We start from the raw sequence: 20338 nt of genomic DNA, 5'->3' as shown, positions 1-20338 counted from the left end.
TCGTTCGGGAAGCCAAGCAATTGGCTTCCCATCCGCTAGGTGGACCACTCCTCACCCCAGCAGGTCCTCGATGCGGACCGGAAAGCGCCGCGGCCGCACGCCGGTCGCATGCCAGACCGCATTGGCGACGGCGCCGGCCGTGCCGGTGATGCCGATTTCGCCGACGCCCTTGATGCCGAGCGCGTTGACGTGAGGGTCGTCCTCGTGGACCAGCAACGCCTCGACCGATGGAACGTCGGCATTCACCGGGACATGATATTCGGCGAGGTTGGCATTCTGGATCCGGCCAGAGCGCCGGTCGGTGATGGCTTCCTCATGCAGCGCGAACGAGACGCCCCAGATCATGCCGCCATAATACTGGCTGCGCACCAGCCTGGGATTGATGACCCGTCCGGCGGCGAACGCGCCGACCAGCCTTGTGACACGGATCTGGCCAAAATCCGGATCGACCTTCACCTCGGCAAACACGGCGCCGTGCGCGTGCTTGGCATAGGCCTCCTGAGACGCCGGGTCGGGAGCGCCCTTGCCGTGGCCCTCGATCTCGGTGAGGCCCGCGCGCGTGAGGATCTCGGCGTAGCTTTCACCGCGGCTTTCATCGTCGCGCCGATAGAGGCGGCCGCCGCGCGCCAGCACGCCTTCATTGCCGGCGCCGTAGAGCGGCGAGCCCTCGTCGCCGGTGGCGAGATCGGCGAGCCTGGCGATGACGGTGGCGCCCGCATTGTGGATCGCCATGCCGGCCGTCGCCGTGTGGCCGGAGCCGCCGGCAATGCCTGCATTGGGCAGATCGGAGCTGCCGGCCCTGAAATCGACCTGGTCGATATCCAGTCCCAGTCCGTCGGCGGCGATCTGGGCGAAGGCGGTCCAGGCGCCTTGCCCCATGTCCTGAGCGCCGGTCTCCATCACGCCGCTGCCATCGGCTCTCAGCACCGCCCGCGCTTCGGCCTGGAACATGATCGCAGGGAAGGTCGCCGTGCCCATGCCCCAGCCGGTCAGGAAACCGTCGGCGTCGCGCATCAGCCGAGGCTGAATGGGGCGGCTCGCCCAGCCGAACGTCTCGGCCGCTTGCCTGTAGCATTCGCGCAGCGCCTTGGAGGAAAACGGCTTGCCGGTCATCGGCTCGACCTCGGCATAGTTCCGCAGCCGGAATTCCAGCGGGTCCATGCCGCAGGCGTAGGCTGCCTCATCGATAGCGCTCTCCAGCGCGATCGAGCCGGTGGCTTCGCCGGGCGCCCGCATGAACAGCGGCGTACCGGTATCGAGCCGCACCGCATCGTGCGAGGTGGCGATGGCCGGGCTGGCATAGAGTGTGTGCGAGGCATCCGCCGCCGGTTCGAAGAAATCGTCGAACGTGCTCGACGCGGTCTTGGCGTGATGGTCGAGTGCCGTCAGCCGCCCTTCGCCATCCATGCCCATGCGCAGCGTCTGGCGCGTCGGCGCACGGTGGCCGACCGGCCCGTACATCTGCTCACGCCGCAGCACCAGCTTGACCGGACGGCCGACGAGACGCGCCGCCAGGATGCCGAGCACCTGCGGCCCGGAGATCATGCCTTTCGAACCGAAGCCGCCACCCAGGAACGGGCTGCGGATGTGGATGTTCTCCGGCGCGATGCCGAACAGGCCGGCGATGCGGCCCTGCGCCATGGCAAGGCCCTGGCTCGGTGTGTCGATCGACAGTGTGTCGCCTTCCCAGGCGACGACGATCGCATGCGGCTCCATGGCGTTGTGGTACTGGGCCGGCGTCTCGTAGGTGGCTTCGATCCGCGCCTTTGCCGATTTGAGGCCGGCCTCGACATCGCCCTTGTGCTGCACGGCCGGACCGCCGACGCCGACAGCACGCGGGACGATACTTTCGGCGCCGTCGAGGCCAACGCGCGCCGGCATCACTTCATAGCGCGGCGACAGCAGCGCCGCCCCCTCGGTCGCCGCCTCCAGCGTCTCGGCGATCACCACGGCGATGCTCTGATTGGGGTAGCGGACCTGGTCGTTCTGCAAGAGGTCGAGCCGGAACATGAAGGGATGGTCCTTGGCGTCCGGATCGGCGGCGAGCGCTGGCCGGTTCTTGGGCGTCATCACCTCGACCACGCCCTTGTGTGCCTTGGCCGCCTCGACATCCAGCGCGGCGACGCGGCCGCGTGCGATGCTAGAGACAGCGAGCACGGCGTAGAGCATGCCGGGCGGATGGTTGTCGGCGGCATAGCGCGCGGCTCCGGTGACTTTCAGAAAGCCGTCGCGGCGGGTCAGCGGCTGGCCGATGCTGGAGCCTTGCCGGGCATGGGCGGGTTGCTGGTTGAGGCTGAGTTCAAGCGTCATGGCGCGCTCCAGGAATGTTCGAGAACGGGGAGGCAGGAAGGGCCGGCAGACGCTCGGGCGTTCCCGAAAGCGCAGACATCAGCGCCCTGACCACGATGCGGCGGGCAAGCTCGATCTTGAAGGCATTGTCGCCGGAGGGGCTGGCATCGGCCAAGGCGGCGTCCGCGGCGCCGGCGAAGGTCGCCTCGCTGGCGTCCGCGCCGAGCAGGACGGCTTCCGCCGAGCGTGCCCGCCACGGCTTAGCCGCGACGCCGCCCAGCGCCAGCCTTGCGGCGCGGATCTTGCCGCCGTCGACGACAAGCGCTGCTGCGGCCGATACGACGGCAAAGGCATAGGAGGTGCGCTCGCGGACTTTGAGGTAACGGGCATTGGCGGAGAAGGAGGCAGCCTCCGCCGGAAGGCGCACCGCCACGACCAGGTCGCCGGGCTCCAGCGCATTCTCCCGCTGCGGCGTTTCGCCGGGAAGCCGGTGGAATTCCTCCAGCGAAACATGGCGCCGGCCCTTCTTGCCTTCGATCTCGACCACGGCGTCGAGCGCCACCAGCGGCACGCAGAAATCCGACGGATGGGTGGCGATGCAGGCGTCGCTCCAGCCGAGCACTGCGTGCAGGCGGTTTTCGCCGCCCAGCGCATCGCAGCCGGCGCCTGGCTCGCGCCTGTTGCAGGCGCTGGCGGTGTCGTAGAAATAGCTGCAGCGCGTGCGCTGCAACAGATTGCCGCCGACGGTGGCGGCGTTGCGAAGCTGCGCCGAAGCACCCGACAGCAGCGCCTCGGCCACCGCCGGATAGGATTTGGCGAACGCCGGATCGTAGGCAAGGTCGGCGTTACGCACCAGCGCACCGATGCGCAGGCCACCATCGTCCAGCCGTTCGATGCGGTTGAGTTCCGGCAGCCGGGAGATGTCGACGATACGCTCGGGACTGGTGATGCCGCCTTTCATCAGGTCGAGCAGATTGGTGCCGCCGGCGAGATAGGCCGAGCCCGGCTCGGCTGCCGCGGCGATGGCGTCGGGAATGGTGGCGGGCCTGATGTAATCGAAGTCTCTCATGCCGCGGTCCTCCGGTCGGCTTTGACAAGCTGTTGCTGGGCTTCCAGGACGGCCTCGACGATGCCGCCATAGGCCGCGCAGCGGCATATGTTGCCGCTCAGCCCCTCACGGATGCGTTCGGGGTCGTCGCCGGCCTGGCCCTCGGCGATCAGGCCGAGCGTGCTCATGATCTGACCGGGTGTGCAGAACCCGCACTGGAAGCCGTCATGGGCGATGAAGGCGGCCTGCACCGGATGCAGTTCCTCGCCGTTGGCGACGCCTTCGATGGTCAAGACCTGGGCGCCGTCATAGCTGACCGCCAGCGCCAGGCATGAGTTGATGCGCTTGCCGTCGACCAGCACCGTGCAGGCGCCGCATTGGCCGCGGTCGCAGCCCTTCTTGGTGCCGGTGAGATCGAGCCGCTCGCGCAGCAGGTCGAGCAGGGTTACGCGTGGATCGACCTCCAGTTGGTGTCGGTGGCCATTGATGGTGAGGGTAATGGGAAGGCTGGTCATGGGCGTCTGGCTCCAGTTGCTTGACGCGGATGGGATTGAACTGGTGCCTTGCCGCAGAAGGGCAAGGTAACCGTTGGGTCAGGTCTTGACGGCGAAAGCGGAGATGGCGGATCTCCCGCGAGGCAGGCGGGCAGGGGAGATGTCGGCTTGCGTGTTCGAAAGACGTGACATACCGGTTCCCCTGATTATATGATAAAGGTGCTCCACTAAAACGGAGGCGCCTCCGTTTATTACGTGGTGGCTGACCCTGCCGGATTCAAGCCCCCTGACACGATGTGGAGAAAAAATTGGCCAGCGAGCCGTCCGCCATTGCTGAACAGAAGGCCGAGGCTGTAGACGCAAAGCCGCTGCGCGCCGATGCGCGGCGCAACCGCGATCGGCTGGTCGAGGTGGCGGTGTCAGTCTTTGCCGAGCGCGGCATCGATGGCTCGCTGGAGGAGATCGCGCGCCGCGCCGGCGTCGGCATCGGCACGCTCTACCGGCATTTCCCGACGCGCGAGCATCTGGTCGAGGTGGTCTATCGTCGTGAGGTGGAGGCGCTGTGCGCGGCCGCCGGCGAGCTTGCCCAAAAACATCCGTCCGATGTCGCGCTGGAACAGTGGATGCAGCGCTTCGTCGACTACATCGCCACCAAGCGCGGCCTGGCGACCAGCCTGCGCATTGTGCTCACCACCAATTCGACGCTGTTTTCCGACACGTTCGGCCGGGTGTCGCAAGCCTTGCGACGCCTGGTCGAGGCGGCGGTGGCCGACGGCACCATCCGCGGCGACGTCGACGCTTCCGACGTGCTGCACGCGCTGGGCGGCATCTATTCAGCGCCCGACACCCCCGAATGGCGCGACCGCTCGCGCCGGCTGGTCAAGCTGTTGATGGACGGGTTGCGGTTCGGGGCTGCAAAGGCACAATGAGGCGACCAGATTCCGGCCGTGCAAAACCAGACCTATCGATGAGTTGAGGGGATACGATGTATGTAGGCCGTTCCTACAAACTGATCGATTTCGCACTGTGGTCGCGGCGCAGCGTCATCTACATGGTGGTGGTGAGCGGTCTGGCCGTGGCGGCCAACCGTCTTCCAGGCATCGCCGGGTTTTCGGTGCCATGGTCGGTGGTGCTGGTGCTTGGCACCACCGTGTCACTCGTCGCCGGGTTCAAGAATTCGCAGGTGTTCACCCGCAGCAGCGACGCGCTGCAGGCTTTTACGCAAATTACGGCCAGCAGCCGTTTGTGGTCCAATTTCTGCAGGGATTTCCTCGACGCGCCGACGGCCAGACAGCTCATCTATCGCCACATCGCCTGGATGACGGCATTGCGCTTTTCCCTGCGCCGGCCGATGCCATGGGAGTCCATGGCGCGGGCCGCCAATATCGAATACCGGCGGCGCTACCGTATCCATGAGGATGCGAGCTCGGTCGGCGACGAATTGCGTCCGCTGCTCGCCGAACAGGCCGAGGACGTCCTGAAATCGCCCCAGCCGGCGATAGCCCTGCTCGAACTGCAATCTGTCCAGGTCAATGCGCTGTTCAAGGACACAAAGCTCCCTCCTCAGATCTATGGCGAACTGACCAAGCTGATCCGCGACTTCCATGACCAGCAGGCGCGCTGCGATCGCATCAAGAACAATCCCTATCCCCGGCAATACGCCATCGTCAGTTCGATGTTCGTGATGATCTTCTGCACACTGTTGCCGTTCGGGGTCGTTCCCGTCTTTGCCGATATGGGCAAACTGGGTGGCGCGCTCGGGTCGATAGCGATCTGGCTGACGATCCCGTTCAGCACGCTGCTCGGCTGGGCCTACATGTCTCTCGACCAGGTCGGCGAAAGCAGCGCCAACCCGTTCGAGGGCAACGCCAACGACGTTCCGATCTCGCAGATCTGCCGCGACATCGAGATCGAGTTGCGTAGCGGGCTCGGCGAGAGCGACCTTCCCAAGTCCCTGCTGCCGGTCAACGACATCGCGACCTAGGCAGGATCACGACGAAGGCGCGGCCCGGCGGTCCCCTTCATCGTGCTGCTGGCGGAGAACGCTCAAACGTCAAGGCAGACCTTGCCGAAATGCTTTCGGGATTCGTAATGCGCGAAGGCGGTGGCGATGTCCTGCAGCGGAAAGTGGCGGTCTATGACGGGCTTCAGCCTGTTGGACTCTATCGCGCGGATCATATCCTCCTGGTCGGCTCGGCTGCCGATGGAAATGCCGCTGATGCGGATCTGGTTGGAAAACAGGGCGGGGATAGACACTTCCGCCGCAAAGCCGGTCAGGACGCCGACCAGCGCGATGTGACCGCCCGTGCGGCAGGCGACAATCGACTGCGCCAGCGTGGCGGGTCCGCCGACCTCGATCACGTGATCGACGCCGCGCCCGCCCGTCAGATCCTTGGCCTTGCGGCCCCAGTCCGGGACGGACTTGTAGTTGATGACGGCGTCGGCTCCGAGGCGCTTGAGCCTTTCCAGCTTCTGCTCGTCGGATGAGGTGGCGATGACCCGGGCGCCGGCGGCCTTGGCGAATTGCAACGCGAACAACGATACGCTGCCCGAACCGAGGACCAGCACTGCGTCGCCCGGCTTCACCTTGCCGCACACAACCAGGCCGCGCCAGGCAGTAACGCCCGTGCAGGTGAGCGACGCCGCCTCGACATGCGTATAGCCTGCCGGTGCCCTGGTGAAAGCGTGCGCCGGCATGCAGACATACTCGCTGGCGAAGCCGTCGAAACTGTCTCCCGGAATATCGCGCCGGGTGCAGGGCGTCATGTCACCGCCCAGCCACCAGGGATAGAAGACGCTGACGACGCTGTCTCCGGGCCTGAGTGCATCGACACCGTCGCCGAGGGCAATCACTTCGCCGGCGCCGTCGGAGAGCGGAACGCGGCCGTCGGCGAGAGGCATCTTGCCTTGCACGGCAAAGTCGTCGCGCATGTTCAGCGCGCAGGCCCGGATCCTGACCAGCACCTCGCCCGGCCCTGGCTGGGGCGGATCTTCCTCGACCAGGTCGAGATTGCCCAAGCCGCCCGGCGCTCTCAGCCTGACCAGTCTCATTGTCTTCTCCGATGTGTGGGGTGTCTAGAATTGGAAGGGCCTAGCGGGCCTGCCGGCCGGAGATCACCCGCAGCCAGGGCGCCAGATGAAAGGCGCTCATCAGCAGATACATCGCAGCCATGCCCGTGAGGGGCGAGGCGTCGGTGCCCATGCACTGCATGGCCGCATCGCCGCTGAAGATGCAGGTGAGCAGCGCCATCACGGCGAAGGTCGGTGCCGCGGCAAGGCAAAGCCAGTCGGCCAGCCCGAGGGTGGCGGCTTCTGGGATCGTGCTGCCGGCACCTGTGTGGATATCGCTCATCGCCTTGATCCTTGATGATCATGCCAGTCACGACAGGTTCCTCTCTCCAGGGAGTGGGGAGAGGAACCCAGACTGGACAACCGTTACTGCTCGCCCTTGTCCCTGAACGCGGCCTCGCCGGCAGCAGACACTTCTTCCCATTTCTTGTCGGCCCCGGCGTCGTAATTGTCGTGCCAGTTCCACCAGGAGTAGAGTGGAGTCTGCGGATAGCCTTCGGGCGAATCCTCCCAGATTTCCTGGCGGCCGAGCGGCGTCGCGTCGAGATAGCTCCAGACGGTGCCCATCGCTTCGTCGCCGCGGCTGTTAATCAAGTAGGTGCGGAAGATGCGATCGCCGTCACGGATGAAGACGTTGTGGCCGTGCCATTCGTCGACACCGAAGTCCTTGTCGAAACTGTCAGTGATTGTGTACCAGGGCATCTGCCAGCCCATCCGCTGCTTCAGCCGCGCAATGTCGGCCTGCGGGGCACGCGAAGCGTAGGCAAGCGTGGTGTTGCGGGCGTTGAGATGGGCGAGGTGGCCGACCTGGTCGGCGCCCAGCGAACAGCCGCGGCAGGCGTGATCGGGCCAGCCATGCACGCCGGGCTCGAAGAAGGCGCGATAGACGATCAGCTGGCGGCGGCCTTCGAACAGATCGAGCAGGCTCGCTCTGCCGTTCGGCCCCTCGAACACATAGGCCTTGTCGACTTCCATCCACGGCATGCGCCGGCGCTCGGCGGCCAATGCGTCCTTGGCGCGCAGTGTTGCCTTTTCCTTCACCAGCATCTGTTCGCGGGCGGCTTCCCAGTCCTGCCTCGAAACGATGGGCGGGGTCTTCATTGCGATGTGCTTGGTCATTGGTCGTCTCCTTTGCCAGTCTGTTGTCGCTTGCTGTCAGCCAGAATAGGGCGGTGAAGCGGGAGGGTGGGAGTTACAAGTGTGACGGGATTTGCAGGAGTCGGCCCGTCGCAGCAGGGGTGGCGCATCCTCACGGTGCCTTCGGCCGGGTGGAGAGGAGTGTCGGTTGGCATTGTCGGTTCTCCCTTGGCGTGCCGTGCGTTGCCGATAGTTGCCGATGCGGCTTGCCGGTTGACGGTACGGATTTAAGTTAGGGCGGCGACGCACAAGGGTGGGAGTTACAAGTGTGACGGGATTTGAATGGATTCGCTGATCACCGCGGCTGCGCTGGCACTGGCCGGAGGCGACCCGCTCGGCGCGCTGGATCGCGTCGCCTTGCGCGAAGACCCGCCGGCGCTGGCGCTGCGCGGCATTGCCATGGCGCAGCTCGGTGATCTCGATCGCGCCAAGGCGCTGCTGCGGCGTGCCGCGCGCGGCTTCGGCCCGAAAGAGGCGGTAGCGCGTGCCAGATGCGTCGTTGCCGAGGCCGAGATCGCGCTGGTCTCGCGGGATCTCGGCTGGCCGGCCAAGGCTTTGGATGCGGCGCGGGCGACGCTGGAAAAGCATGGCGACCGGCTGAACGCAGCGCATGCCGGCCATCTCAAGGTGCGGCGCCTGCTATTGATCGGCCGTCTCGACGAGGCCGAAGACGTGCTGGCGGGGCTCGACCCGGCACCGCTTCCGCCGGCCTCGCGCGCCGCCCACGAACTTGCCGTCGCCGGCATCGCGATGCGGCGCCTCAAGACGAAGCCGGCGCGCAGGGCGTTGGAGTGGGCACGCCACGCCGCCCGCCAGGCCGGCATTTCGGGGCTCATCGCTGAAGTCGACCGCGCATTCCTGGCGCTGGACACGCCGGCGGCACGGCTGATCGCGGCTGGCGAGCAGCGCCCGTTGCTGCTTGAGGACGTCGAGGCGTTGCAGGCGTCGCCGGCGCTGCTGGTCGATAATTTCCGATATGTCGTGCGCCAACAGGACAAAACGGTCTCGCTGGCCACGCGCCCGGTTCTGTTCGCGCTGGCCCGTACGCTCGCCGAAGCGTGGCCAGGCGATGTGTCGAGGGCAACGCTGATCGCGCAAGCCTTCGGCGGCAGGCACGCCGATGAATCGCATCGGGCGCGGCTGCGGGTCGAGATCGGCCGGCTGCGCACCGAATTGCGGAGCCTGGCCGACATCGGCGCCACCAGCCAGGGCTTCGCGCTGGCGCCGCGCCAGGCACGCGAGGTGCTGGTGCTGGCGCGGCCGATCGAGGAGCGGCACGCGGCGGTGCTGGCTTTCCTTGCCGACGGTGAATCCTGGGCGAGTTCGGCGTTGGCGCTGGCGCTTGGCACCGGGCAGCGCAGCGTGCAGCGGGCGTTGGAGCAGCTTGGCGAGGCCGGCAAGGTGCAGTTTTTCGGTCACGGCCGGGCGCGCCGCTGGATGACGCCTCCACTGGTGGGATTCACGACCACCTTGTTACTCCCGGCCCCGCTGCCGAACGGTTAGGAAGTGACATCGGATCTCAGTGAGGACAAGGACATGAAACAGTCAACGGCCGAAATCCTGCGCGAATACGGGCCCTTTGCCGATGTGGAGAGGGTGCATGGGGTGAGCTTTGACGGCAACAATGTCTGGTTTGCCTCGGGCGAGAAGCTGAACGCCTTCGATCCGGAGAGTGGGCAGAACCTGCGCTCGATCGATGTCGCGGCGCATGCCGGCACCGCCTGGGACGGCCAGCATTTCTTCCAGCTTGCCAACGACCTGATACAGAAGATCGACCCTGATACCGGCCAGGTGCTGGCGACCATTCCGGCGCCCGGTGGTGGCGGCGATTCCGGGCTGACCTGGGCCGAAGGAACGCTCTGGGTGGGACAATACCGCGAACGCAAGATCCACCAGGTCGACCCGGAAACCGGTGCGATCCTGCGCACCATCGAATCCAACCGCTTCGTCACCGGGGTGACATGGGTCGAGGGCGAGCTGTGGCACGCCACCTGGGAAGGCGACCAGAGCGACCTGCGCCGCGTCGACCCGAAATCAGGCAAGGTTCTGGAGAAGCTCGACATGCCGGCCGGGATGGGTGTGTCGGGGCTGGAATCCGATGGCGGCGACCGCCTTTATTGCGGCAGCACATCCGCCGGGGTGGTGCGGGCGGTGCGCCGGCCGCGGTGAGGATGCGGCCGACGCCGAAGTCACACTTGCAGGCGCACTTCACACGGCAATTTGTCCGCTGTCGGCTGGCCGTTGCCCCTTGTCGGACCTAGATAGGCTGTGCGCCGGGCGGACGCCCGGCCCAGCTTTGCAAAGGATCCCTCATGCCTGAACAGCCCACCATGCCCGAACAGATTGCATTGAACGACGGCTCCGCCATTCCCCAACTCGGCCTCGGTGTGTGGCAGGTCGACCAGGACATCACCGCCGACGTGGTGGGTTGGGGCATCGAGGCCGGCTATCGCCTGATCGACACCGCCGAAGGCTATCAGAACGAGGAAGGGGTCGGAGAGGCGATCCGCAGTGCCGGCGTGCCGCGGGCTGAGCTGTTCATCACCTCGAAACTGCGCAACGGCGCGCACCAGCGCGATGCGGCCTTGCGCGCCTTCGACGAGACGATGGAGAAGCTCGGCGTCGAACAGATCGACCTGTTCCTGATCCACTGGCCTGTGCCCAGCCAGGACAAATATGTCGAGGCCTGGAAGACGCTGGTCGAACTCCGGCAGGCCGGCCGCATCAAGTCGATCGGCGTTTCGAACTTCAACCAGGACCATCTGGAGCGGATCATCGGCGAGACCGGTGTGACGCCCGTCGTCAACCAGATCGAGCTGCATCCCCAGTTCCAGCAGCGCGGTGTCAGGGACTTTCATGCCAAGCACGACATCCGTATCGAAAGCTGGAGCCCTCTGGGCAGCGGCCGGCTGCTCGGCGATCCGACCATTGCAGGCATCGCCAAAAAACATGGCAAGTCCGTCGCACAGGCGATCATCCGCTGGCATCTCCAGGAGGGGCTGATCGTCATTCCAAAGTCGATCCGCAGGGTTCGCATCGCCGCCAATTTCGATGTCTTCGATTTCGAACTGGATGCGCAGGACCTGCAGACGATCCGCGGCATGGATTCGCCCGAGGGCCGCAACGGACCCAACCCCGCCACAGCCGCGTTCCTGTTCTGAGAGGTAAGTTTTAACGAGCTGGCAACGAAACTGCTAATCTCCCCACGAGGGGGGAGATTGGCAGCTTTGCGGCTTTCGCCAATTTCTTGCGCCCCTCAAATCCCGGACCCATCCAACTGCTGGGCGTCTTCGCCTTCCCAGGGCGCCGGCATCGACGCGCGGCTGAGGTTGGCGGTGGGCAGCGGCATCCAGCATTTCAGTTCCGGGTCGGCGTATTCGATGACGCGCCCGGGCGAAGAGTCCGACGCGCGCCAGCCTTCCGAGGCGAACTGGTCGGCACGCGACCAATAGGCAAGGTCGACTTCCGCCGGTCCCTGTTCGGACGGACGCACAGTGACCAGGATGCGGCTGCCGTCCTTCGGCGCCGTCGACATGTGGCGCCACCGTTCGGGCTCGTCCATCGCATTCCTCCTCGCACTCGTAGCGTTGGGAGGAGTGTCGCCTCGTGGTCCGAAGGGGTCAACCCAAAGTTTGCGCCAGGCATCGGCTGATGACCCCTCCAGACGGTGCCTGCACAGTTGTGCGCAACACGCCGCGGGCGGTCATGCACGCTCGACGGGCCGTGACCCAGTTGATAAGCCCGTCTGCGAAAGGAGCGCCTGAGTCGAGATGACCGTTGCGATCGAGATGGGACAGACGACCGCAGGCGCCCCGGCGAAGCTGGATCTCGAGGAACTGCTCGCGACGCGCCTTTTGGTGCAGGGCAATTCGGGCTCCGGCAAGTCGCATCTGCTGCGGCGCCTGCTGGAGCAGAGCGCGCCCTGGGTGCAGCAGACCATCATCGATCCCGAGGGCGACTTCGTTTCGCTGGGCGACCGTTACGGCCATCTGGTGATCGATGCCGAGCAGCATACCGAGCGCGGCCTGCAGGCGGCAGGCGAGCGGGCGCGCATGCATCGCGTCTCCACCGTGCTCAATCTCGAAGGGCTCGACGCCGAGAACCAGATGCGGCGTGCCGCCGCCTTCCTCGGCGGGCTGTTCGAGGTCGCCCGTGACCACTGGTACCCGATGCTGGTGGTGGTGGACGAGGCGCAGCTGTTCGCGCCGGCGGTGGCCGGCGAGGTTTCCGACGAGGCGCGAAAGCTCTCGCTCGGCGCGATGACCAATTTGATGTGCCGTGGCCGAAAGCGCGGGCTGGCCGGCATCATCGCCACCCAGCGGCTGGCAAAGCTCGCCAAGAACGTCGCCGCCGAGGCGTCCAACTTCCTCATGGGCCGCACCTTCCTCGATATCGACATGGCGCGTGCCGCCGACCTTCTGGGCATGGAGCGGCGCCAGGCGGAGGCGTTTCGCGACCTGGAACGCGGGCAGTTCATGGCGCTCGGCCCGGCGCTGTCGCGCCGTCCGCTGGGCCTGCGCATCGGCCCGACGGATACGAGCCCGCGCAACGGAACGCCGCGGCTGATGGCGATGCCGGAAGCAGCACTCGAGGATGCACGCGCGATCATCCTGGCGGCGCCGCCGCCCGAAACGGTGCGCACGCCGCGCCGCCCGGCGTCGCCGGACCTGCTCGACCAGTTGATGGCGGCGAAGTCGGCGGCCTTGGAAATCCGCCCCGAACCGGCGGAGCCGCAAGTCAGCGCCGAGGATCTGGCCGAGCGCCGCGAGCGCGTGGACCGTGTGCTGCGCGCCATCCTGGCGCAGCCCGACGCCGGTTTTCGCGTGATCGGCGTGCTCTATCAGGAGTTCGTGGTCCGCTGCCGCATCGAAGGCCTGGCCTCGGTGGTGCCAGATTTGCCGGAGTTCCGCCGCATGCTGACGCGCGCCCGGGCCGGCCTTGGGTCAGAGACGACGCAGGACGACGCATGGCGGGACGTTTCCGTCCGCGCGTCGCTGCTGCCCGACGACATGCAGGGCGTGTTCATGATGATTGCCCGCGCGGCGAAGGAGGGCTGGCCTTGCCCGAGCGACGCCGCGATCGCCCGCGCCTACGGCTCGCACTCGCTGCGCCGCGCCCGGCGCCTGTTGACCTATATCGAGGAGCAGGGCCTCATCGTCTGCCAGCTCGACGGGACAGGCCGGCGCACCGTGACACTGGTCGAATTGGCCTGGGCCACCGCACCGGGAGATCCGAATGCCGAGGAGGTGGAGCAGGGAAGCCTGGCGCTGTGAGGCGGCGCGGGTGCTTTGAGCCATGATGCGATAGGCTTTTTCAGTCACCGTCATCGCGACAAATTTCTGATGGCAACCGTGAAATCACCGACGGCGAGATGCGTCATGCAGGCGCTTGCGTTTCGATGGCGCTCACCGGTTCGCCCCAATCACCCACTGTTCCTGATCGACGAGCGTGCCGGTCATCGGCCCGGCAGCATCCGAAAGCAGGAAGACGGCGAGGTTGGCGATATCGCTGGTCGAGAACAGGCGGCCGAAGGGTTGCGAGGCGTTGGCGGCATCGAGCCAGCCCGGCCCGTTGCCCAGCGTGTCGGCCTGCATGACGCGTTCGGCCGGCGTGTCGGTCCAGCCGACATTGATGCCGTTGACGCGGATGCGATCGAAGCGATGGGCGTTGGCGGCGTTTTTGGTCAGCGTGGCCAGCGCGCCCTTGCTTGCGGAATAGACGGCGAGCTCCGGCGAGCCGCAATGGGCGTTGATCGACAGGATGTTGACGATGGCGCCGCGCTCTCCGCGCTTCTTCATGTCGGCGATGGCCGCCTGCATGAGGAAGAACGGCGCCCGCGCGTTGACCGCGAACAGCGAGGCCCAGCCGTCGAGATCGGCATCGACGAAGGAGGCCCGGTCGGTCAGTCCTGCGGCGTTGACCAGCGCATCGATGCGGCCGAAGCGCTCGATGCAGGCTTGCGCCAAAAGGGCAGGGGCTGCCGGGTCGGCGAGGTCGGCGGCGACGAAAACCGTCGGCGTGCCGAGCCGCGAAAGCTCTTCCGCAACGGCATCGCCGCGCGTCTTCTCGCGCCCGGTGACGAGCAGGCCGCCGGCGCCGCAGCGCGCCAGCGTCTCGGCGATGGCGCGGCCAATGCCTTGCGTCGAGCCGGTGACCAGCGCCACCTTGCCGTTGAGTTGGAGCTCCATTCCTCTTCCCCGCCTCGCATCTGATTTCAGGCTAGCGCGGCGCGATCGTTTTACAATACGGAAATTGGAAATCTTGGAGTGGAGGTTGTTGGCTGTCGCGCTGCGTGGGGCCGGCGAGAGCCTGCCCCAATGTCGTGATTCCCTACGTAGCGGAGGCCGTCGCAAAGACCCTAGTGGACCGTGATTATGCCCTCGACGGCCCGCCATTCCGAAGGCTGGATGAGCTGGTGATGAGCAACGCGAACCGAGTGGAGCGGACCATCGAGTTCGCGCTCCCAATATTGGAGAAAACCCTTGAGTTCGGGAAAGGCTGGAGCGAGATCATAGTCCTGCCAGACATAGAGCTGAAGCAGGCTTGGATGATCGGGCAGGTAATAGTGGATTTCGGCCGTCGTCAGGCCATAACCTTCCATTTGCAGGCGGAATTCGTTGCTGACCGTATCGGCCATGTCTTTCTCCTTCTCCGCTGAGGCATCGAGCCGGCGGCATTTGTGTCGAACCCGCCCAATGCCGGGCCGGGGCGATTGGTTCTGTCCCTCTTTAAACAACGCCGCGAGAAGCTCGCGGGTTCCGAAAATAGCCACGCCATAACAGTGTCTTGGCGCTCTTTCTTGTCGAATATAAAAATTTTTGCGCTGGTCTCTTGAAACCGAAAAAGGGCAAAACTAGCTCGATATGCGCCGCGATGCCTGACGAAGGGTCGCGGCGTTCCGCACCGGTCCGATATTGCCGGTTCGGTGCGGAGGAACCTCAAAACCTGTTTGTCCACGAGGAGAACGACATGGCGTTCCGTCCATTGCATGACCGTATTCTGGTCCGCCGCCTTGAAGCCGAGGAGAAGACCTCCGGCGGCATCATCATCCCCGATACCGCAAAGGAAAAACCGCAGGAAGGCGAAGTGCTCGCCGTCGGTCCCGGCGCGCGCGACGACAGCGGCAAGCTTGTCGAACTCGATGTCAAGGTCGGCGACCGCATCCTGTTCGGCAAATGGTCCGGCACCGAGATCAAACTCGACGGCGAGGACCTGCTCATCATGAAGGAAAGCGACGTGATGGGTATCATCGATGAGATCGCCGAAGTGAAGAAGGCCGCCTGACGGCTTCTTGTATCCAACCAGTCAACGAATGCTGCCTAGATAAAGGAGTGATCCAATGGCTGCCAAAGAAGTGAAATTCCATACCGAAGCGCGCGAGAAGATGCTGCGCGGCGTCGACATCCTTGCCAATGCGGTGAAGGTGACGCTCGGTCCCAAGGGGCGCAATGTGGTCATCGACAAGTCGTTCGGCGCGCCGCGCATCACCAAGGACGGCGTCACCGTCGCCAAGGAGATCGAACTGGAGGACAAGTTCGAGAACATGGGCGCCCAGATGGTGCGTGAGGTGGCCTCCAAGACCAACGACCTTGCCGGCGATGGCACGACGACCGCAACGGTGCTTGCACAGGCGATCGTCAGGGAAGGGGCCAAGGCGGTTGCCTCGGGTATGAACCCGATGGATCTGAAGCGCGGCATCGACAAGGCGGTCGATGCGGTGGTCGCCGAACTGAAGACCAATGCCCGCAAGGTCACTCGAAACGACGAGATCGCGCAGGTCGGCACCATCTCCGCCAATGGCGATGCCGAAATCGGCCGCTTCCTCGCTGAGGCGATGGAGAAGGTCGGCAATGAAGGCGTCATCACGGTGGAGGAGGCCAAGACCGCCGAGACCGAACTCGAAGTCGTGGAAGGCATGCAGTTCGATCGCGGCTACCTCTCGCCCTATTTCATCACCAACCAGGACAAGATGCGCGTGGAGCTCGACGAGCCCTATCTGCTGATCCACGAGAAGAAACTCTCCAATCTGCAAGCGATGCTGCCCGTGCTCGAAGCCGTGGTGCAGTCTGGCAAGCCGCTCCTGATCATCGCCGAGGATGTGGAGGGCGAGGCGCTTGCCACGCTGGTCGTCAACAAGCTGCGCGGCGGCCTCAAGGTCGCGGCCGTCAAGGCGCCGGGCTTCGGCGACCGCCGCAAGGCCATGCTGGAGGACATCGCCATTCTCACCGGCGGCACCGCGATCTCGGAAGATCTCGGCATCAAACTGGAAAATGTAACGCTGCAGATGCTGGGCCGCGCCAAGAAGGTGGTGATCGAGAAGGAAAACACCACCATCGTCGATGGTGTCGGCCGCAAGGAAGAGATCCAGGGCCGTGTCGCACAGATCAAGGCGCAGATCGAGGAGACCACCTCCGACTATGACCGCGAGAAGCTGCAGGAGCGGCTGGCCAAGCTCGCAGGCGGCGTTGCGGTGATCCGGGTCGGCGGCTCGACCGAGGTCGAGGTCAAGGAGCGCAAGGACCGTGTCGACGACGCACTGCATGCAACCCGCGCGGCCGTCGAGGAGGGCGTGCTGCCCGGCGGCGGCGTCGCCTTGCTGCGGGCGGCCAAGGCGCTCGATACCGTGCAGACCGACAATGCGGACCAGAGGACAGGTGTCGACATCGTGCGCCGTGCCATCGAAACGCCGGTCCGGCAGATCGCCGAGAATGCCGGCGCCGAAGGCTCGATCATTGTCGGCAAGCTGCGCGAGAAAAGCGAATTCGGTTGGGGCTGGAACGCCCAGACCAATGAATTCGGCGATCTCTTCGGCCAGGGCGTTATCGACCCGGCCAAGGTGGTGCGCACCGCCCTCCAGGACGCGGCATCGGTCGCCGGCCTGCTGGTGACCACGGAGGCCATGGTGGCCGAGAAGCCGAAGAAGGAAGCCGCCGCCCCGGCAATGCCCGCCGGCGCCGGCATGGACTTCTGAAGTCGCGGCCCAATCCGCCCGCTCCCCTGGCGGGGAGCGGGCGTCAGTCGAAGAGAGAGTGGAGGTAAAGATGGATGCAATGGCTGGCCTCGGATCCGTACCGGCTCCTACGCATCAAGCGAAGGAATTCCTGGCCTATGAAACAGAATGCAGGAACGTGCTGAAGCCGCTGCTGGCAGGGCTGCTCGACATGGCTGAAGCCGCCGGCTGGAACCGGCGAACCGCGGCGTCGGCACTGATGTTCCTCGCAGCACAGCAAGTGTCGGCAACATCCGAGGTATCCGCCGGCAGCGGCTGAACGGAAATCGGCCAGTCCCTTCACCTATCCGCGGCGGGCCGTGCTTCCCGGTGTTCGGCCCGCTGCAGGCCCTGAACAATCGAGAGGAGGCACAAGCCATGAATCGCGGGCAATTCGAGGAACCGGTCACACTTCTGGTCGGAATGGGCTTTCCGAGGAAGATCGACAGCGTGATGGAAGCCTATGCACTGCTGCAGGACTGGCCGAGCGCCGGCCGCAACGGCGCCCATGCCATCGCACTCAACGCTTGCAAGGCGGGCATCGTCGGCGAAATCGATCCGGAGACGGTGCGGGCCACGCTGGTCAGCTTCGCGCGCCGCCACGACATACTGGTGCCTGACATGGTTACGCCGCTCGCGACGGTGGCGGGTGGTGCGCTGCGCACGAGCTGAACTGACGATGACGGCGCTGCAACAGCGCCTGAACACGCTGTTCTTGCGATAGGCCAGGCGCCCACCGGACACGTTGGAATTCCGTTTCGGGCGGTAGTGTTCTCGTTGGTCAGTCGAGCGAACGCGTCAGCAAGACTGACCTGTTCTGCCCGAATAGCGCCTCTGAGCGCGCCCTTCCGGTTAAAAAAGTATCATCCATTGTCTTGAATCGTGGTGGCGCCTGTTGTCATGAGCCGGTACCGTGGCTCTTGAAATGCAGAGCCGAAACCAATTCGGCCGGTTAGGGAATTGGGCCGAACGCGGCAAATATCCGTGCCGGCCGGGAGGAAACGGACATGGAACCGGACCTGGAAGTTGTCCAGATACGACGCGGGGAGTCCTTCAAGGCGTGGTCGCATGGCTACCCCTTCCATACGGTGCGCTGGCACTTCCATCCAGAATATGAACTGCATCAGGTAATCTTCACCAACGGCCGCTATTTCGTCGGCGACTTCATCGGCGAGTTCGAGCCGGGCAATCTGGTGCTGACGGGGCCGAACCTGCCGCACAATTGGGTCAGCGACATCCCCAAGGACAGCTCGATCCCGCTGCGCGGCCGCATCATTCAGTTTTCCGAAAGTTTCATCGGCGATGCCATGCATGTGCTGCCGGAGCTGGCGGGGCTTGCGGCTCTGCTCGAGGCGTCGCGGCGCGGCGTGCTGTTTTCCAACCGCACCAGCAAGGCGCTGGCGCCATTGATGGAAGAGATGATGCAGGCGCAGGGCGTGCGCCGCATCGAGCTGTTCATGATGATCGCCGGCCTGCTAAGCCGCGCCCAGGAATTCCAGCTGCTGGCCAGCGCCAGCTATCGGCCCGATCCGTCGGGCTACATGACCGCCGGCATGAACAAGGCGCTCGCCTATATCAGGGAGAACCTGACGCAGCTGTTCGACGAGGCGGATCTCGCCGCCATCGCCGGCCAGTCGACCGGGGCCTTCTCGCGCTCGTTTCGCCGCCACACCGGCATGTCGCTGGTGCAGTATGTCAAGCGGCTGCGCATCAATCTCGCCTGCCAGATCCTGATGAGCGACGAGCAGGCCTCGATCACCGACATCTGCTACGAGGTCGGCTTCAACAACCTGTCCAATTTCAACCGGCAGTTCCTGGCGGAGAAGGGCATGCCGCCCTCGCGCTTCAGGCGCCTGCTGGCCGACAACATCAACGCGGGAAAAGCCGCTTAACGGAGGAGCCAGGGAGGAACCAAGGGAGGATTTTTCTTTTGCATGACGGACGTGAGCCGCGTTGAGCGGTTCGTGATGGAGAACGCTTGTCTCGAATTCCTCCGTCGGCGGAGGACGTCGGCGCGGCTCGAAAGTCCAGCGCCGGACCCTGGTTCCCCTTCAATTGGGGCGAGGGTGGATGGGTGTCTTCAGACCACCAAAGCAGTCACGACCTTCTTACAACATATCCAGAAACGGAGAAGACCGAATGACCAAACTTTCAATTTCATTGAAGTCCACTGGCAAGTCCGCCGGCATGGCAGCGCTTGCGCTGTCGCTGCTGGCAGGCACCGCCGCTATCGCCAAGGCAGCCGAAGTCACCGACGCCACCGTCGCCTTCCTGATGCCTGACCAGGCCTCGACCCGTTACGAACAGCATGATTATCCCGGCTTCGCCGCCGAGATGAAGAAGCTGTGCCCGGGCTGCAAGGTGCTCTACCAGAACGCCGATGCCGACGCCTCGCGCCAGCAGCAGCAGTTCAACTCGGTGATCTCGCAGGGCGCCAAGGCGATTGTGCTCGACCCCGTCGACTCGACCGCCGCCGCCTCGCTGGTCAAGCTGGCGCAGAGCCAGGGCATCAAGGTCATAGCCTATGACCGGCCAATCCCGACAGCGCCGGCCGACTTCTATGTCTCGTTCAACAATGAAGGCATCGGCAAGGCCATCGCCGATTCGCTGGTCGAGCACCTGAAGGCGCTGAAGGTCGATCCGGCCACCGGCGGCGTTTTACAGATCAACGGTTCGCCGACCGACGCGGCGGCCGGCCTGATCAAGAAGGGCATCCATGCCGGCCTCGACAACAGCGGCTACAAGATCCTGGCCGAATACGACACGCCGGAATGGGCGCCGCCGAAGGCGCAGCAATGGGCCGGCGGCCAGATCACCCGCTTCGGCCCGAAAATCCTCGGCGTGGTTGCCGCCAATGACGGCACCGGTGGCGGCGCCATCGCGGCCTTCAAGGCGGCCGGCGTCGATCCGGTGCCGCCGGTGACCGGCAATGACGCGACCATCGCAGCCTTGCAGCTGATCATCGCCGGCGACCAGTACAACACCATCTCTAAGCCGAGCGAGATCGTGGCGGCGGCCGCCGCCAACATCGCCATCAAGCTACTTTCTGGCGAGACGCCTAAGGCCGAGATGACGCTGTACGATACGCCCTCGCAGCTGTTCACGCCGGCTGTTGTGACGCAGGAAAACCTGAAGGCCGAGATCATCGACAAGAAGATCAACACCGCGGCCGAGCTCTGCGTCGATCGTTACGCGGAAGGCTGCAAGAAGCTGGGCATCGGGAACTGACCGCGACCCTTGCCCGCTCCGCTGCCTGGCCACCCGCGTGGTGGCCAGGCAGCGCTCATGCGAAATTTTTGAACCGGTTTTGAA

At 65.1% G+C, this 20338-nt stretch carries 21 protein-coding genes; 12 read left to right on the top strand and 9 right to left on the bottom strand.

What is annotated here, in order from left to right; translation table 11 throughout:
• Nucleotides 1-51 precede the first annotated feature (51 nt).
• From A4R29_RS19055 to A4R29_RS19045, 3 genes are read right to left on the bottom strand one after another with little or no spacing between them, the layout of a single operon-like run.
• Entirely contained in the window at nucleotides 52-2310 is a 2259-nt protein-coding gene (locus A4R29_RS19055; protein ID WP_063172595.1) for a xanthine dehydrogenase family protein molybdopterin-binding subunit, read from the bottom strand.
• Entirely contained in the window at nucleotides 2300-3358 is a 1059-nt protein-coding gene (locus A4R29_RS19050) for an FAD binding domain-containing protein (RefSeq protein WP_063172594.1), read from the bottom strand. Before A4R29_RS19050 ends, A4R29_RS19055 begins: the two co-directional genes overlap by 11 nt.
• Nucleotides 3355-3852 (bottom strand): (2Fe-2S)-binding protein, encoded by a 498-nt coding sequence (locus A4R29_RS19045; protein WP_063172593.1) that lies wholly within the window; start codon nucleotides 3850-3852, stop codon nucleotides 3355-3357. The genes A4R29_RS19050 and A4R29_RS19045 overlap by 4 nt, the downstream gene beginning before the upstream one ends.
• 287 nt (nucleotides 3853-4139) lie before the next feature.
• On the opposite strand from A4R29_RS19045, the gene A4R29_RS19040 reads away from it, so the two are divergent.
• Together A4R29_RS19040 and A4R29_RS19035 are read left to right on the top strand one after the other, a co-directional pair.
• Nucleotides 4140-4760 (top strand): TetR/AcrR family transcriptional regulator, encoded by a 621-nt coding sequence (locus A4R29_RS19040; RefSeq protein ID WP_024501664.1) that lies wholly within the window; start codon nucleotides 4140-4142, stop codon nucleotides 4758-4760.
• Between the two features lie 56 nt (nucleotides 4761-4816).
• Nucleotides 4817-5815, top strand: coding sequence for a bestrophin family protein (locus A4R29_RS19035; RefSeq protein WP_063172592.1), 999 nt, complete (start codon nucleotides 4817-4819; stop codon nucleotides 5813-5815).
• Nucleotides 5816-5877: 62 nt separating this feature from the next.
• Here the strand turns inward: A4R29_RS19035 and A4R29_RS19030 are convergent, their stop codons facing one another.
• The 3 genes from A4R29_RS19030 to A4R29_RS19020 form a co-directional block, all read right to left on the bottom strand.
• Nucleotides 5878-6882, bottom strand: a complete 1005-nt coding sequence (locus A4R29_RS19030; protein ID WP_063172591.1) for a zinc-dependent alcohol dehydrogenase family protein — start codon at nucleotides 6880-6882, stop codon at nucleotides 5878-5880.
• A gap of 40 nt (nucleotides 6883-6922) precedes the next feature.
• The gene (locus tag A4R29_RS19025) at nucleotides 6923-7183 is read right to left on the bottom strand and encodes a hypothetical protein (RefSeq protein ID WP_024501661.1); all 261 of its coding nucleotides are present in this window, start codon (nucleotides 7181-7183) and stop codon (nucleotides 6923-6925) included.
• Nucleotides 7184-7266: 83 nt separating this feature from the next.
• On the bottom strand, nucleotides 7267-8019 hold the full coding sequence (locus A4R29_RS19020) for a DUF899 domain-containing protein (RefSeq protein WP_013530710.1): 753 nt from the start codon (nucleotides 8017-8019) through the stop codon (nucleotides 7267-7269).
• A gap of 300 nt (nucleotides 8020-8319) precedes the next feature.
• On the opposite strand from A4R29_RS19020, the gene A4R29_RS19015 reads away from it, so the two are divergent.
• From A4R29_RS19015 to A4R29_RS19005, 3 genes are all read left to right on the top strand, one after another.
• The gene (locus tag A4R29_RS19015) at nucleotides 8320-9540 is read left to right on the top strand and encodes a hypothetical protein (RefSeq protein ID WP_063172590.1); all 1221 of its coding nucleotides are present in this window, start codon (nucleotides 8320-8322) and stop codon (nucleotides 9538-9540) included.
• Nucleotides 9541-9573: 33 nt separating this feature from the next.
• Complete coding sequence (locus A4R29_RS19010; protein WP_024501659.1) at nucleotides 9574-10206, top strand: Vgb family protein; 633 nt, start codon at nucleotides 9574-9576, stop codon at nucleotides 10204-10206.
• Between the two features lie 143 nt (nucleotides 10207-10349).
• Nucleotides 10350-11198 carry an aldo/keto reductase gene (locus A4R29_RS19005; protein WP_063172589.1) on the top strand — a complete coding sequence of 283 codons (849 nt, stop codon included), beginning with the start codon at nucleotides 10350-10352 and terminating at the stop codon, nucleotides 11196-11198.
• A 95-nt stretch (nucleotides 11199-11293) separates the two neighbouring features.
• On the opposite strand, the gene A4R29_RS19000 is transcribed toward A4R29_RS19005, so the two are convergent.
• Complete coding sequence (locus tag A4R29_RS19000; RefSeq protein WP_013530714.1) at nucleotides 11294-11599, bottom strand: hypothetical protein; 306 nt, start codon at nucleotides 11597-11599, stop codon at nucleotides 11294-11296.
• Between the two features lie 208 nt (nucleotides 11600-11807).
• On the opposite strand from A4R29_RS19000, the gene A4R29_RS18995 reads away from it, so the two are divergent.
• On the top strand, nucleotides 11808-13310 hold the full coding sequence (locus A4R29_RS18995; protein WP_013530715.1) for an ATP-binding protein: 1503 nt from the start codon (nucleotides 11808-11810) through the stop codon (nucleotides 13308-13310).
• Between the two features lie 132 nt (nucleotides 13311-13442).
• Here the strand turns inward: A4R29_RS18995 and A4R29_RS18990 are convergent, their stop codons facing one another.
• Nucleotides 13443-14225 (bottom strand): SDR family oxidoreductase, encoded by a 783-nt coding sequence (locus A4R29_RS18990; RefSeq protein WP_063172588.1) that lies wholly within the window; start codon nucleotides 14223-14225, stop codon nucleotides 13443-13445.
• A 170-nt stretch (nucleotides 14226-14395) separates the two neighbouring features.
• On the bottom strand, nucleotides 14396-14674 hold the full coding sequence (locus A4R29_RS33260) for an usg protein (protein ID WP_024501657.1): 279 nt from the start codon (nucleotides 14672-14674) through the stop codon (nucleotides 14396-14398).
• Nucleotides 14675-15006: 332 nt separating this feature from the next.
• On the opposite strand from A4R29_RS33260, the gene groES reads away from it, so the two are divergent.
• The 6 genes from groES (at nucleotide 15007) to A4R29_RS18955 (ending at nucleotide 20254) form a co-directional block, all read left to right on the top strand.
• On the top strand, nucleotides 15007-15321 hold the full coding sequence (groES, locus tag A4R29_RS18980) for a co-chaperone GroES (RefSeq protein WP_013530718.1): 315 nt from the start codon (nucleotides 15007-15009) through the stop codon (nucleotides 15319-15321).
• 55 nt (nucleotides 15322-15376) lie between these two features.
• Complete coding sequence (gene groL, locus A4R29_RS18975) at nucleotides 15377-17008, top strand: chaperonin GroEL (RefSeq protein WP_063172586.1); 1632 nt, start codon at nucleotides 15377-15379, stop codon at nucleotides 17006-17008.
• Between the two features lie 70 nt (nucleotides 17009-17078).
• A complete protein-coding gene (locus tag A4R29_RS18970) occupies nucleotides 17079-17306 on the top strand; it encodes a hypothetical protein (RefSeq protein ID WP_013530720.1) in 228 nt (75 codons plus the stop codon).
• Nucleotides 17307-17404: 98 nt separating this feature from the next.
• The gene (locus tag A4R29_RS18965) at nucleotides 17405-17698 is read left to right on the top strand and encodes a DUF982 domain-containing protein (protein WP_013530721.1); all 294 of its coding nucleotides are present in this window, start codon (nucleotides 17405-17407) and stop codon (nucleotides 17696-17698) included.
• A 335-nt stretch (nucleotides 17699-18033) separates the two neighbouring features.
• Complete coding sequence (locus A4R29_RS18960) at nucleotides 18034-18918, top strand: AraC family transcriptional regulator (protein WP_013530722.1); 885 nt, start codon at nucleotides 18034-18036, stop codon at nucleotides 18916-18918.
• 247 nt (nucleotides 18919-19165) lie between these two features.
• Nucleotides 19166-20254 carry an ABC transporter substrate-binding protein gene (locus tag A4R29_RS18955; RefSeq protein WP_013530723.1) on the top strand — a complete coding sequence of 363 codons (1089 nt, stop codon included), beginning with the start codon at nucleotides 19166-19168 and terminating at the stop codon, nucleotides 20252-20254.
• The last annotated feature ends 84 nt before the right edge of the window (nucleotides 20255-20338 follow it).

The organism is Mesorhizobium ciceri biovar biserrulae (genome assembly GCF_001618845.1).
In the GTDB taxonomy this organism is placed as follows: domain Bacteria; phylum Pseudomonadota; class Alphaproteobacteria; order Rhizobiales; family Rhizobiaceae; genus Mesorhizobium; species Mesorhizobium ciceri.
This window is presented reverse-complemented; position numbering and strand designations above follow the sequence as displayed.

Coding starts and splice junctions, on each gene's coding strand:
- A4R29_RS19055 (WP_063172595.1), bottom strand. CDS start 2,310: ATGACGCTTGAACTCAGCCTCAACCAGCAACCCGCCCATGCCCGGCAA.
- A4R29_RS19050 (WP_063172594.1), bottom strand. CDS start 3,358: ATGAGAGACTTCGATTACATCAGGCCCGCCACCATTCCCGACGCCATC.
- A4R29_RS19045 (WP_063172593.1), bottom strand. CDS start 3,852: ATGACCAGCCTTCCCATTACCCTCACCATCAATGGCCACCGACACCAA.
- A4R29_RS19035 (WP_063172592.1), top strand. CDS start 4,817: ATGTATGTAGGCCGTTCCTACAAACTGATCGATTTCGCACTGTGGTCG.
- A4R29_RS19030 (WP_063172591.1), bottom strand. CDS start 6,882: ATGAGACTGGTCAGGCTGAGAGCGCCGGGCGGCTTGGGCAATCTCGAC.
- A4R29_RS19025 (WP_024501661.1), bottom strand. CDS start 7,183: ATGAGCGATATCCACACAGGTGCCGGCAGCACGATCCCAGAAGCCGCC.
- A4R29_RS19020 (WP_013530710.1), bottom strand. CDS start 8,019: ATGACCAAGCACATCGCAATGAAGACCCCGCCCATCGTTTCGAGGCAG.
- A4R29_RS19015 (WP_063172590.1), top strand. CDS start 8,320: ATGGATTCGCTGATCACCGCGGCTGCGCTGGCACTGGCCGGAGGCGAC.
- A4R29_RS19010 (WP_024501659.1), top strand. CDS start 9,574: ATGAAACAGTCAACGGCCGAAATCCTGCGCGAATACGGGCCCTTTGCC.
- A4R29_RS19005 (WP_063172589.1), top strand. CDS start 10,350: ATGCCTGAACAGCCCACCATGCCCGAACAGATTGCATTGAACGACGGC.
- A4R29_RS19000 (WP_013530714.1), bottom strand. CDS start 11,599: ATGGACGAGCCCGAACGGTGGCGCCACATGTCGACGGCGCCGAAGGAC.
- A4R29_RS18995 (WP_013530715.1), top strand. CDS start 11,808: ATGACCGTTGCGATCGAGATGGGACAGACGACCGCAGGCGCCCCGGCG.
- A4R29_RS18990 (WP_063172588.1), bottom strand. CDS start 14,225: ATGGAGCTCCAACTCAACGGCAAGGTGGCGCTGGTCACCGGCTCGACG.
- A4R29_RS33260 (WP_024501657.1), bottom strand. CDS start 14,674: ATGGCCGATACGGTCAGCAACGAATTCCGCCTGCAAATGGAAGGTTAT.
- groES (WP_013530718.1), top strand. CDS start 15,007: ATGGCGTTCCGTCCATTGCATGACCGTATTCTGGTCCGCCGCCTTGAA.
- groL (WP_063172586.1), top strand. CDS start 15,377: ATGGCTGCCAAAGAAGTGAAATTCCATACCGAAGCGCGCGAGAAGATG.
- A4R29_RS18970 (WP_013530720.1), top strand. CDS start 17,079: ATGGATGCAATGGCTGGCCTCGGATCCGTACCGGCTCCTACGCATCAA.
- A4R29_RS18965 (WP_013530721.1), top strand. CDS start 17,405: ATGAATCGCGGGCAATTCGAGGAACCGGTCACACTTCTGGTCGGAATG.
- A4R29_RS18960 (WP_013530722.1), top strand. CDS start 18,034: ATGGAACCGGACCTGGAAGTTGTCCAGATACGACGCGGGGAGTCCTTC.
- A4R29_RS18955 (WP_013530723.1), top strand. CDS start 19,166: ATGACCAAACTTTCAATTTCATTGAAGTCCACTGGCAAGTCCGCCGGC.